At 37.4% G+C, this 13,848-nt stretch carries 11 protein-coding genes; all 11 read left to right on the top strand.

What is annotated here, in order from left to right:
- Window positions 1-66 precede the first annotated feature (66 nt).
- The 11 genes from icd (at window position 67) to coaE (ending at window position 12,632) form a co-directional block, all read left to right on the top strand.
- Entirely contained in the window at window positions 67-1,341 is a 1,275-nt protein-coding gene (icd, locus tag AC6CHV_RS23180; protein WP_341333508.1) for an NADP-dependent isocitrate dehydrogenase, read from the top strand.
- Between the two features lie 209 nt (window positions 1,342-1,550).
- Window positions 1,551-2,492 carry a malate dehydrogenase gene (mdh, locus tag AC6CHV_RS23175; RefSeq protein WP_121447440.1) on the top strand — a complete coding sequence of 314 codons (942 nt, stop codon included), beginning with the start codon at window positions 1,551-1,553 and terminating at the stop codon, window positions 2,490-2,492.
- A gap of 86 nt (window positions 2,493-2,578) precedes the next feature.
- Entirely contained in the window at window positions 2,579-3,055 is a 477-nt protein-coding gene (locus tag AC6CHV_RS23170) for a MaoC/PaaZ C-terminal domain-containing protein (protein ID WP_341330659.1), read from the top strand.
- Between the two features lie 116 nt (window positions 3,056-3,171).
- The gene (locus tag AC6CHV_RS23165) at window positions 3,172-3,888 is read left to right on the top strand and encodes a response regulator transcription factor (RefSeq protein ID WP_440273281.1); all 717 of its coding nucleotides are present in this window, start codon (window positions 3,172-3,174) and stop codon (window positions 3,886-3,888) included.
- Complete coding sequence (gene pnpS / locus AC6CHV_RS23160; protein WP_498079756.1) at window positions 3,881-5,311, top strand: two-component system histidine kinase PnpS; 1,431 nt, start codon at window positions 3,881-3,883, stop codon at window positions 5,309-5,311. The genes AC6CHV_RS23165 and pnpS overlap by 8 nt, the downstream gene beginning before the upstream one ends.
- Before the next feature lie 394 nt (window positions 5,312-5,705).
- On the top strand, window positions 5,706-6,674 hold the full coding sequence (gene hflK, locus AC6CHV_RS23155) for an FtsH protease activity modulator HflK (protein ID WP_341330662.1): 969 nt from the start codon (window positions 5,706-5,708) through the stop codon (window positions 6,672-6,674).
- Window positions 6,671-7,600, top strand: coding sequence for a protease modulator HflC (gene hflC, locus AC6CHV_RS23150; RefSeq protein ID WP_341330663.1), 930 nt, complete (start codon window positions 6,671-6,673; stop codon window positions 7,598-7,600). The genes hflK and hflC overlap by 4 nt, the downstream gene beginning before the upstream one ends.
- Before the next feature lie 140 nt (window positions 7,601-7,740).
- A complete protein-coding gene (polA, locus tag AC6CHV_RS23145) occupies window positions 7,741-10,371 on the top strand; it encodes a DNA polymerase I (RefSeq protein WP_498079755.1) in 2,631 nt (876 codons plus the stop codon).
- A gap of 21 nt (window positions 10,372-10,392) precedes the next feature.
- A complete protein-coding gene (mutM, locus tag AC6CHV_RS23140; protein WP_498079754.1) occupies window positions 10,393-11,235 on the top strand; it encodes a DNA-formamidopyrimidine glycosylase in 843 nt (280 codons plus the stop codon).
- A gap of 131 nt (window positions 11,236-11,366) precedes the next feature.
- Entirely contained in the window at window positions 11,367-12,002 is a 636-nt protein-coding gene (gene ytaF, locus AC6CHV_RS23135) for a sporulation membrane protein YtaF (RefSeq protein WP_121447448.1), read from the top strand.
- Window positions 12,003-12,029: 27 nt separating this feature from the next.
- Window positions 12,030-12,632, top strand: a complete 603-nt coding sequence (gene coaE, locus AC6CHV_RS23130) for a dephospho-CoA kinase (RefSeq protein WP_440273285.1) — start codon at window positions 12,030-12,032, stop codon at window positions 12,630-12,632.
- The last annotated feature ends 1,216 nt before the right edge of the window (window positions 12,633-13,848 follow it).

Below are 13,848 nucleotides of genomic sequence, written 5' to 3'. Positions count from 1 at the left end.
TTAATAGGTTGAAGTATTTCAGGGGAATTTTTTCCCCGAAATACTTCTTAAGAACTTTAGGAGGTAATACTAGTGGCAGGAGAAAAAATTACAGTATCAAATGGTGTACTTAACGTACCAAACAATCCAATTATTCCTTTTATTGAAGGTGATGGAACTGGTCCAGATATTTGGGCAGCAGCGTCACGTGTATTAGAAGCAGCTGTTGAAAAAGCATACAACGGCGAAAAATCAATTGTTTGGAAAGAAGTATTAGCAGGGGAAAAAGCTTTTAACCAAACTGGTGAATGGTTACCAGAAGAAACATTAGATCTTATTCGTGAGTACATAATTGCGATTAAAGGACCTCTTACTACACCAGTTGGTGGCGGTATTCGTTCATTAAACGTTGCATTACGTCAAGAATTAGATCTATTTACTTGTCTTCGCCCAGTACGTTATTTTACAGGTGTACCTTCACCAGTTAAGCGTCCAGAAGACACAGATATGGTTATCTTCCGTGAAAATACTGAAGATATTTACGCTGGAATCGAATATGCACAAGGTTCTGAAGGAGTTCAAAAGCTTATCAACTTCCTGCAAAATGAACTAGGTGTAAATAAAATCCGTTTCCCAGAAACTTCTGGTATCGGTATCAAGCCAGTTTCTGAAGAAGGAACAAAGCGTCTAGTTCGTGCTGCTATCAACTACGCTATTGAACAAGGCCGTAAATCTGTAACACTTGTTCATAAAGGTAATATCATGAAGTTTACAGAAGGAGCTTTCAAAAATTGGGGCTATGAACTAGCTGAACAAGAGTTTGGCGATAAAGTATTCACTTGGGCTCAATATGACCGCATCGTTGAAGAGGAAGGTAAAGATGCTGCAAATAAAGCACAAGCTGATGCTGAGGCTGCAGGTAAGATCATTGTAAAAGATTCAATCGCTGATATCTTCTTACAACAAATCTTAACTCGTCCGCGTGAGTTCGATGTTGTTGCTACAATGAACTTAAATGGTGACTACATTTCTGATGCTCTAGCTGCACAAGTTGGTGGTATCGGAATCGCACCAGGAGCAAATATTAACTATGAAACTGGCCATGCAATTTTCGAAGCAACACACGGAACTGCACCAAAATATGCTGGTTTAGATAAAGTTAACCCTTCTTCTGTACTATTATCAGGTGTATTAATGCTTGAACACCTTGGTTGGAATGAAGCAGCAACTCTAATTATGAATTCAATGGAAAAAACAATTGAATCTAAGGTTGTAACATATGACTTCGCTCGTCTAATGGAAGGCGCTACAGAAGTAAAATGTTCAGAGTTCGCTAATGAACTAATCAAAAACTTAGGCTAATCATAGAACAAGTAACTACCCTAATAGTTTGGAGTTCAAAAAGGAGGATGAAGTGGCGGAGAATTTCAAGGCGACGCAAGCTCCCGAGCAGTTAATACGTGAGGAACGCTAAACAAGCCAACAGAGAAATTCGATGCGTCATATTCACTGCACTTTTTGAACATCCTCTTAGGGTAGTTATTTGTATATGTGAATAGGGAGGATTTAAAATGAGTCAATTTAAACGAAAAAAAGTCTCTGTAATTGGTAGTGGTTTTACTGGTGCAACAACCGCTTTCTTACTTGCGCAAAAGGAATTAGGAGATGTCGTTTTAGTTGATATCCCACAAATGGAAAATCCAACAAAAGGGAAAGCTCTCGATATGTTGGAAGCTAGTCCTGTCCAAGGGTTTGATGCAAATATTACTGGCACTGCAAATTACGAGGATACAGCAGATTCAGATATCGTTGTGATTACAGCAGGAATTGCTCGGAAACCTGGTATGAGCCGTGATGACCTAGTTCAAACAAATCAAAAAATCATGAAAAGTGTCGCTCAGGAAATTGCAAAACATTCTCCAAATAGCTATATCATTGTCTTAACAAACCCAGTTGACGCTATGACTTATACTGTGTTTAAGGAATCAGGATTTCCAAAAAATCGTGTCATAGGGCAATCAGGCGTACTTGACACTGCAAGATTCCGTACATTTATTGCCCAAGAACTAAATTTATCTGTAAAAGATATCACTGGTTTTGTCCTTGGTGGTCATGGTGACGACATGGTTCCACTTGTTCGTTACTCCTATGCAGGAGGAATCCCACTAGAAACTTTAATTTCAAAAGATCGTTTAGATGCTATCGTTGAACGTACACGTAAAGGTGGCGGTGAAATTGTCAACCTCCTCGGCAACGGAAGTGCTTATTATGCACCGGCGGCTTCCTTGGTGGAAATGGTTGAAGCCATCTTAAAAGACCAACGACGTGTCCTCCCAGCCATTGCATATCTTGAAGGTGAATATGGATTCAGCGGAATTTACCTTGGGGTCCCTACTATTTTAGGTGCAAATGGTATTGAGAAAATCATTGAGCTAGACCTTACAGAACAAGAAAAAGCTGAACTTGCCAAATCCGCTGATTCTGTTAAAAATGTAATGAATATCCTAGTCTAATAATGAGTTAACAAAAAAATTCGGGGTTAACCCCCGAATTTTTTGTACATATTCTATTTAATTTCTATGGAGGTGTAACCTTTTTCATGCTATTAGGGAAAAAGCGAAAACTAGGTAGAAAGATTGAGGAAATGTCAGTTGGTGAAAAGCTATCACTAACTGAAAAAATTGAAGATAAAGATCTGCTTTTATACTTAGGTTTGACGAATGATGCGAATCCGCTTTATATTCAACATGATTATGCATCCCAAACTCCATTTAAGAAACCGATTGTTCCAACTGTCATGCTGACTGGAATTATCACAGCTGCGATTTCGAAGTATTTACCAGGGCCAGGAAGTCATATTCTCAAACAGGAAATTGAATTTTTGCAGCCACTTTATCACTATGCAACTATACAATTTTTATTTGAAGTATCCAAAATTAATATTCACGACCATACTGTCGAAATAGCAGTAACGGCATTTGACGAAGATGAATCATTGGCAATTGAAGGAAGACTTTTAGTCTGTCCTCCACACCGAATAACGCCAATGGACGGAAAAATATTAGAGAACTTTTAGAGAGCTTAGCCTCTCTTTTTTTTGTTTTCGTGGTAAGTATCGAAATGTTAATCTATAATAATCTTATATAGAGATAGAAAAATGATGGGGTTTATCTTTTTTTATGGAGGAAAACAATGAAGAATAAAGTATTGGTTGTGGAAGATGAACAGTCAATCATTACATTACTTCAGTATAACCTACAACAGGCGGGATACGAGGTTATTACTGCAATGGACGGAGAAGAAGGATTAGAAAAAGCCTTAGCGGAAAAACCGCAAATTATTGTCCTTGACTTAATGCTGCCCAAGATAGATGGGATCGAAGTATGTAAGCAGCTTCGTTTAAATAAAGTAGATATCCCAATCTTAATGCTGACCGCGAAGGATGACGAATTTGATAAGGTATTAGGTTTAGAGCTTGGAGCAGATGACTATATGACTAAACCATTTAGCCCAAGAGAAGTTGTGGCACGTGTTAAAGCAATACTAAGGAGAACAAGTAAAAACATTGTCAAAAGCCAAGATGATACTTCAGCTCCGCAAATCACAATAGGACCACTACGTATTTTACCAGAAAATTTTGAGGCTTATTTTAACGAAGAAGCGCTTGATTTAACACCTAAGGAATTTGAACTTCTTGCCTATTTGGCAAAGAATAAGGGGCGAGTACTAACACGAGACCAACTCCTGAGTGCGGTTTGGAATTATGATTTTGCTGGTGACACAAGAATTGTAGATGTTCATATAAGTCATTTGCGTGAGAAAATTGAAAAAGAATCTAAAAAGCCAAATATTATTAAAACAGTTAGGGGATTAGGCTATAAGCTCGAGGAGCCTAAAATTTATGAATAAGTTTCACTCGAGGCTTCTAACTGCGATTATCTTTTTAATCATTATTGTTTTTCTTTGTATGGGTTTTATGCTGGGGCAATTTATTAGTAGTCTTATCACGAATAATGCAATGCATGGAACCTCAATCGAAGAAACAGTTAAGCAGGTCTGGATTGCTCTGGCAATTTGCCTAGGTATCGCATTAATTATTATTCTTTCACTTATTGTTAGAATCACGACTACCTATACAAAACCGATTGATTCAGCAACAGAAGCGGTCAAAGAATTGGCCAAAGGAGATTATCGTGCTAGAACATATGAAGACGAGGTAAGTACAGCTGGATTACTAGGCAAGTCCATCAATATCGTTGCTAGAAATATTGAAGAAATGACAAAATCCTATGAAATGCAGCATGACCGATTACATACCCTGATTGAAAATATGGGGAGCGGCTTATTATTTATCGATAGTAAAGGATATATAAGCATTGTTAATCGCTCAACAAATGAGATCTTCAAGGTTGATCAAGATGATTTATTGGGTCAACTTTATTATGAAGCTCTTACCCACAAAGAAATTGTAAAGCTAGTCGAAGAGATTTTTATGACCGAACAAAAATTACGAAGACAAGTCCACCTCATAATTGGAAATGAACAAAAGGACTTTGAAGTATACGCTGCACCCGTTTTAGGAGCGAAGGTAGAATGGAAGGGAGTTGTTCTTGTATTTCACGATATATCAAACCTGAAAAGGCTTGAACAGATGCGGAAGGATTTTGTTGCAAATGTATCCCATGAGCTTCGTACACCTATTACATCTATAAAAGGATTTTCGGAAACTTTACTGGACGGTGCTATGAATGACAGGAATGTCTTAAAACAATTTTTAACCATTATCCTTGAAGAAAGTCATCGTCTCCAATTACTCATTCAAGATTTATTGGATTTATCGAAAATAGAGAACAAAGGTTTTTCACTTAATCTTTCACAGGTTAATGTGAAAGAGCTCTTAGAAAATAGTATACAGATGCTTAAATCCAAAGCAGTAGAAAGAGAGATCCAATTAGAGCTTACACTAGATGATGAATCAACAGTGATCGATGGAGATATGGATCGGTTGAAGCAGGTCTTCATCAATGTGATTAATAATGGTTTGTCCTACTCTCCGGATGGAGCTAAGGTTGAGGTAAAAGCAACAAACCTTAGTGATTATGTTCAAATTCAAATTATTGATACGGGGATTGGAATAGAAGAAAAAGAACTTCCGCGTATTTTTGAGAGATTTTATCGCGTCGATAAAGCAAGGAGCCGAAATTCTGGAGGAACAGGTTTAGGTCTTGCAATTGTTAAGCATATTATTGAGGCACATGAAGGGGCTGTACAAGTAAGCAGTAAAGTAGGGGAAGGAACGACTTTTACATTTCGCTTAAAGAAGAAAATATAATGTATAGGAAGTCCTAATTTACAAAATGTTTACACTGGAAAAACATTCTCTTAATATACAAACCGTATGATGTATATGAGAACCCCTTCATTCAGAAGGCCAAACTTTTTTGACAAGGACGTAATATCCTTGTCATTTTTTTTACTTTATTCAGTAAATGACTGAATAAAGTAAAAAAGCCCCCGGCGGATGCCACAGATCTTCAAAGGTAACTTTTCGAGCAGTAGGATCAAAGACTAAAAACGCCACCTCCTGTGGCAACGTCTTTATGACCCACTTCCTGTGGGACTAAAATCTGGGCGCAAATACGCCAAGGCGTATTTTGATAAATTTTGAAACCTTTTTACATGATATTCGTATAAAACAATGTAGCAATAAATTGAGGGGGGAAAGCATGGTTAGTTTAAAACGAATATATACGATTGTTGGACTAAGTGTGCTCGTTTTGATTTTAGGTGTCGTTGGTTTTACATCATGGTACACTGTTGATGAGTCAGAGCAAGCAATTATATTAACCTTTGGGAAAGCAGATGAAGGAATTACAGAACCAGGACTTCATTTTAAAATGCCATGGCCAATTCAAGATGTAGAGAAACTGCCTAAAACAACATTTAGTTTACAATTTGGCTATGATCAGAAGAATGGCGAAATCACTGACGTGCCAAAGGATACAAAAATGATCACCGGTGACGAAAATATTGTTTTAGCAGATATGGTTGTTCAATGGCAAATTACAGATCCATCAAAATTCCTATTTAATTCTGAGGATCCTGAGCAAATCCTATATAATTCTACTTCTGCATCTTTAAGAAGTATTATCGGAAGTTCAAAAATTGATGATGCATTAACTTCTGGTAAGGCGGAAATTGAAGCTGAAGTAAGAGATTTATTAGCAGATCTTTTAGTGAAATATGATATTGGAATTTCAGTAACAGCTGTTAAATTACAGGATGTTGAATTACCAAACGATGAAGTTCGTAAGGCATTTACGAATGTAACAGATGCTCGTGAAACAAGAAATACAAAAGTAAACGAAGCAAATAAATACCGTAACCAAAAAATGAATGAAGCCAAAGGTGAGGAAAAAGCTCTTATTTCTAGAGCTAATGGGGATAAAGCAGCACGTATCGAAATTGCTCGAGGGGATGTTGCCACATTTAATGCTTTATATAACGAATATGTGAAAAATCCAGAGATTACTAGAAAACGTCTAGTTCTTGAAACATTAGATGAAGTATTACCACATACAGAGATTTACATTATGAAGGATGATGGCAATACAATGAAGTACTTGCCAATTCGACAAGCTGGAAGCCAAACGCAGGTTCCTCCTGTAGAAACAGAAGGGAGTGGTAACCAATGAGTGAAAACGTTGTGGATTTAAACGAAAAAAAGGGTTCCAATAATTTTAGCAAATATACAAAGGGTGGAATTGGCATCCTAATAGCTATCATCTTACTTGGAATCGTAATAATAAATATTTTCATTGTAAGAGAAGGAGAATACAAAGTTGTTCGCCAATTTGGTGAAGTTGTCCGAATTATAGAAACACCTGGACTTTCCTATAAAATTCCATTTATCCAGTCTGTTGAGACATTACCAAAATATCAAATGATTTATGATGTTGAAGAGGCTGAAATCAATACGAAAGATAAAAAGCGAATGATGATTGATAATTACGCTATTTGGCGTATTGAAGATCCAAAACAAATGATTTCTACAACAAGAACGGTTGTGAATGCCGAAGCAAAACTCGATGAATTCGTTTATTCTGCCATTCGAACAGAGCTAGGTCAATTGAATTATGATGAAATCATTAATGATGAGAAATCAGAACGTGGTAGCCTTAATGACCGGATTACGGAAATTGTAAATAAAAACCTTGAGGAAGATAAATATGGAATTGTTGTAACAGATATTCGGATGAAGCGTACAGATCTTCCAGCCGAAAACGAACAATCCGTATATACTAGAATGATTTCTGAGCGTCAATCAACAGCACAAAATTATCTCTCTGAAGGAGATGCTGAGAAAAACAAAATCGAAGCTGAAACTGACAGGGAAGTAAAAGAAATTATTGCAAAAGCGCAGGCAGAAGCAGAAATTATCCGAAGCCAAGGGGAAGGAGAAGCGGCTCGTATATACAATGAGGCTTTCTCAAAGGACCCGGAATTCTATAACCTATTCCGTACATTAGAATCTTATAAGACTACAATTGATGGAGAAACAGTGATCATTTTACCAGCGGACTCTCCATATGCGAGATTGTTAATGGGATATACTGAATAACAATTAATTAGGTAGCCGTTATTTTTCATTCTGTTCATGACATGATAAAATGAACAGTAGGAAATAACGGCTATTTTTAATGATTTAAGGGATGTGTGCATGGAAGGTCCGAATGCCGTAATAGAAGGGAAGGATTTTTCTTGGATAAAAAGATTGTCTTAGTGGATGGAAATAGTATCGCATATCGTGCATTTTTTGCTCTACCACTTCTTAATAATGATAAAGGTGTACATACCAATGCCATTTATGGCTTTACTATGATTTTAAATCGAATTTTAGAACAGGAGAAACCGACACATATATTAGTAGCCTTTGATGCAGGCAAAACAACTTTTAGACATAGTACTTTTAGCGAATATAAAGGTGGCAGACAAAAAACTCCTCCTGAGCTTTCGGAACAGTTTCCATTTTTACGCGAATTGCTAGATGCATACAAGATTGCCAGATATGAGTTAGAAAACTATGAAGCCGATGATATAATCGGAACTTTATCTCTTCAAGCTGAAAAAGAAGGCTTTGAGGTTAAAGTTATCACAGGTGATAAAGACTTAACACAGTTAGCCTCAGAGCATATTACAGTAGATATAACGAAAAAAGGGATCACAGATGTAGATTCTTACACTCCTGAGTTTATTAAAGAGAAGTATGGGATTACACCTGAACGAATAATTGACATGAAAGGGCTAATGGGAGATAACTCTGATAACATTCCAGGTGTTCCTGGTGTCGGTGAAAAAACAGCCCTAAAATTATTGCAGGAGTTCAAAACATTAGAAGAACTATTAGACTCAATCGATAAGGTGAGCGGGAAGAAGCTAAAAGAAAAACTTGAGGAAAATAAAGACCAAGCGATCATGAGTAAGCAGCTTGCGACTATCTATCGTGAAGCCCCAATTGAAATTGGAATTCCTGAGCTGGAATACAACGGCTATGATGCAGAAAAAGTCACAAAACTATTCAAAGAGCTTGGATTTAATTCCTTACTCGATAAAGTAGAGGGTAGCGAGCCAGATGAGGACAAGCCTTTAGAAAAGATTTCCTATACAATCGTCGATGAAATTACAGAAGATGTGCTAACAGCTGAATCTTCATTAATCGTGGAGGTGCTTGATGAAAGTTATCATAAGGCAGACGTCCAAGGATTTTCAATTTCAAACGAGAATGGAAATTATTATATTCCAACAATGCTAGCTCTCGAGTCAGAGGCTTTTCAACAGTGGGCAAACGATAAAGAGAAAAAGAAAATCGTTTTTGATGCAAAAAAATCAATTGTGGCTTTGAGATGGAAGGGTATTAATCTACAAGGAATTGACTTTGATTGTTTAATTGCATCTTATATTTTAAATCCGTCTGAATCAACTGAAGATGTTGCGGCTGTGGCAAAATTAAAGGGAATAACAGATGTAAAATCCGATGAAGCAGTGTACGGAAAAGGAGCCAAACAAAGCATTCCTAACGAAGAAATTCTTTCTGAACACTTAGTGAGAAAAGCAGTTAGCCTTAAAAAATTAAAAGATTTATTCTTGCACGAACTTCAAGAAAATGAACAGTATGAGCTTTTTACTGATTTGGAAATGCCATTATCCCTAATCCTTGCAGACATGGAATCGATAGGGATAAAGGTCGATGTAGAACGTCTAAAAGGAATGGGAGAAGAGTTAAAGGAACACCTTCAGGAGCTAGAACAAAAAATTTATGAACTCGCTGGTGAGGAGTTTAATATTAATTCCCCTAAGCAGCTAGGTGTCATTCTCTTTGAAAAGCTTCAACTAACTGTGTACAAGAAAACAAAAACGGGGTATTCCACTTCTGCTGATATCCTTGAGAAACTGTCTAAAGAACATGAAATTATTGAATATATCTTGCATTATCGTCAAATAGGTAAGCTTCAATCAACTTATATTGAAGGCTTATTAAAAGTTGTGCATGAAGATACTTGTAAGGTTCATACTCGTTTCCAGCAAGCTTTAACGCAAACAGGAAGACTAAGTTCAACAGACCCGAACCTACAGAACATTCCAATTCGCTTGGAAGAAGGAAGAAAGATCAGACAAGCATTCGTCCCTTCAAAAAAGGATTGGTTTATATTTGCCGCTGACTATTCCCAAATTGAATTAAGGGTATTAGCGCATATAGCTAATGATGAAAATCTGATTAGTGCCTTTACGAATGATCTTGACGTTCATACAAAGACCGCCATGGATGTGTTCCATGTAACAGAAGGTGAAGTAACCTCCAATATGCGTCGTCAGGCAAAGGCTGTAAACTTCGGGATTGTGTACGGTATTAGTGATTTCGGATTGTCTCAGAATCTTGGAATCACTCGGAAGGAAGCAGGCCACTTTATTGAACGGTATTTTGCAAGCTTTCCAGGTGTTAAAGAATATATGGAAGAAATTGTTGAAGACGTAAGACAGAAAGGATACGTATCTACACTTCTACATAGAAGAAGATACATTCCTGAAATTACTGCTCGTAACTTTAATGTCCGTAGCTTTGCTGAAAGAACAGCAATGAATACTCCAATTCAAGGAAGTGCAGCTGATATCATCAAGAAAGCAATGATTGATATGGCGGACAGATTAGAAGCAGAAAAGCTTCAAACGAAGTTGCTATTACAAGTTCATGACGAATTGATCTTCGAAGCACCAGAAGAAGAAATTGAGATTTTAAAGAAGATCGTGCCTGAAGTTATGGAAAATGCCATTTCCTTGAAAGTACCTTTAAAGGTTGATTATGAATACGGTAAGACTTGGTATGATGCCAAGTAAGACGAAAAAGGACGTGATCATATGCCAGAGTTACCCGAGGTCGAAACTGTTCGTCGCACGTTAATCCAGCTTGTAAATGGCAAAACAATTGAAAAGGTAACGGTTTTATGGTCAAAAATCATCAAAAAACCGGAAGAACCAGAGCAGTTCTGTGATGCACTACGTGGACAGACAATTCATGATGTGGACAGAAGAGGTAAATTTTTAAAGTTTATTTTAGATGATTATGTTATGGTTTCTCATTTGCGTATGGAAGGCAGGTACGGCCTCTACGATAAAGATGAAACCTACGACAAACACACACATGTATTGTTCACTTTTACTGATGGAACCGAACTGCGCTATCGAGATGTTCGGAAATTTGGAACGATGCATTTATTTAAAAAAGGTGAAGAAGAAAATAGCCTGCCCCTATCTCAATTAGGACCAGAACCATTTTCAAAAGAATTTTCATTAAAATATTTGGAAGAAAAGCTATCTAAGACCAACCGTAAAATTAAGGTGGCGCTGCTTGATCAAACAAAGTTCGTAGGGCTTGGGAATATATATGTTGATGAGGCTTTGTTTAGAGCGGGCATTTATCCGGAACGTGCAGCCAATTCCCTTTCCAAAAAGGAAATGAAAATACTCCACCAAGAGATCATTCAAACCCTGGAGGAAGCTGTTGAGAAAGGTGGTAGTACAATACGTTCTTACGTTAATACGCAAGGTGAAATTGGCATGTTCCAATTGCAACTCTTTGTATATGGTCAAAACGGGAAAGCATGTCAAACATGTGGAACTGAGATTGAAAAAACAGTTGTTGGTGGCAGGGGCACCCATTTCTGTCCAAAATGCCAAAGAAATAAAACGAAAACCAAATAATGTATAGTAAGCATGCAGTGAAATTCGATCCATCATTTTCTTTCGACTTTTGACTGCCAAAGGACATTTCACATGGAATGGGCTCTCTCCATATACTATCTTAGCAATCGATAGGAAGGAGACTTTGTGAGATGTCCCAATTGGCATCACTTGTTTTATTAGCATTTGCAGTAAGCTTAGATAGTTTTAGTGTTGGGTTCACATATGGTATGAGGAAGATGAAAATACCTTTTAAATCAATCATTACAATCGCATTTTGTTCAGCAGTAACGATGGCAGCCGCCATGGGATTAGGAAAGTCTATTGCGTTATTGCTATCACCTGCAATCGCTGATCGACTAGGTGGTATTGTACTCATGTTAATTGGTGTCTGGGTATTGGTTCAGTTTTTTCGACCAACTTCCCAAGCATCTGAACAAAATGAAGAAAAACTATTAGTGAAAGTTGAAATAAAATCACTTGGACTTGTTATCAATATTTTGAAAAAGCCAATGGTAGCTGACCTTGATAAGTCAGGAACGATTACCGGTTTTGAAGCATTTTTACTAGGGTTTGCCCTTTCTCTAGATGCTTTTGGTGCAGGAATTGGTGCTGCTTTATTAGGATTTTCTCCATTGGTAATGGCTTTACTGGTTGCCGTAATGAGCTCGCTTTTTGTTTATACAGGTATAAAAAGCGGTGCTGTTTTTTCAAAGAAAAGATGGGTACAAAAATTTTCATTTTTACCGGGAATCTTACTGATTTTAATTGGTATATGGAAATTCTAAAAAAAATGCAATAGGGAGAATAGAAACGTGGCATTAACAATCGGATTAACAGGTGGAATTGCAAGTGGAAAAAGTACAGTATCCCAGATGTTCAAAGAAGCTGGAATTGTAGTTATAGATGCAGACGTTATTGCACGTAAAGTAGTTGAGGTTGGAGAAGAAGCATATGAACAAATTGTTCAATCATTTGGCAAGGACATTCTATTACCTGATGAGACGATTGACAGGCAAAAATTAGGATCGATCGTCTTTTTCAATGAAGACAAACGATTGTTATTAAACTCAATTGTTCATCCCGCTGTTCGAAAACAAATGCTGAAAGAAAAAGAAGAACACCTTAGCAATGGAGAAGAAACCGTTATATTGGATATTCCATTGTTATTTGAAAGTAAGTTAACTGCATTAGTTGATCGAACCCTATTAGTTTATGTTGATTATGAGACACAATTAGCACGCCTAATGAATCGAAATAATCTCAGCATGGGGGAAGCAGAAGCTAGGATCCAATCACAAATGCCGCTTAAAGATAAAATTCAACTTGCAGATGCTGTAATTGATAACAACGGTACAATTGAGTCCACAAAGGATCAATTACACAAAATTTGCAAGCAATGGGGAGTTAAAATATAGCGAAGAAACAGGTGTATGTCTAATCTAACGGGTTCTCAATTAGGGTACAAACATAACATTTTTATTTAGCGTGAATTCATAAACGAATTCACGCTTTCATTTTTTGTTAGTAAATTATCGTTTAGAGCGTGGTTTTATAGCATATATCTTAACTTCGGCTACAGCTGTGGTGACTTAGCCACCCCATTTCTGAAGATAGTACAACTTCGGACACAACTAAGCAGACTTAGTTAATCTTTGTCTTAAGCTAGTTGAACTTCGGACACGTCTGCGCATATTTAGTTGATCTTTGTCTGAAGCTAGCTGAACTTCGGACACGTCTGTGCAGATTTAGTTAATCTTTGTCCGAAGCTAGCTGAATTTCGAACACGTCTGCGCAGATTTAGCTGTTCATTGTCCGAAGCTAGCTGAATTTCGGACATGTCTGCGCAGATTTAGTTAATCTTTGTCTGAAGCTAGTTGAACTTCGGACACGTCTGTGCAGATTTAGTTAATCTTTGTCCGAAGCTAGCACAACTTCGGACACGACTAAGCAGATTTAGCTAATCTTTGTCCGAAGCTAGCTGAACTTCGGACACGTCTGCGCATATTTAGTTGATCTTTGTCTGAAGCTAGTTGAACTTCGGACACGTCTGCGCATATTTAGTTAATCTTTGTCTGAAGCTAGCACAACTTCGGACAAAGTCGCTTAATTTAGCCATTTTTTGTCTGAAGTTACCTCAACTTCGGACACGACTAAGGAGATTTAGCTAATCATTGTCCGAAGCTAGCTGAACTTCGGACACGTCTGCGCATATTTAGCTAATCATTGTCCGAAGATAGCTGAACTTCGGACACATCTGCGCAGATTTAGCTATTATTTGTCTGAAGCTAGCACAACTTCGGACAAAGTCGCTTAATTTAGCCATTTTTTGTCTGAAGTTACCTCAACTTCGGACACGACTAAGGAGATTTAGCTAATCATTGTCCGAAGATAGCTGAACTTCGGACACGTCTGCGCAGATTTAGTTAATCTTTGTCTGAAGCTAGTTGAACTTCGGACACGTCTGCGCATATTTAGTTAATCTTTGTCTGAAGCTAGTTGAACTTCGGACACGTCTGCGCAGATTTAGTTGATCTTTGTCTGAAGCTAGTTGAACTTCGGACACGTCTGTGCAGATTTAGTTAATCTTTGTCCGAAGCTAGCTGAATTTCGAACACGTCTTCGCAGATTTAG

The organism is Ferdinandcohnia sp. GQ5, from assembly GCF_059759275.1.
This window is presented reverse-complemented; position numbering and strand designations above follow the sequence as displayed.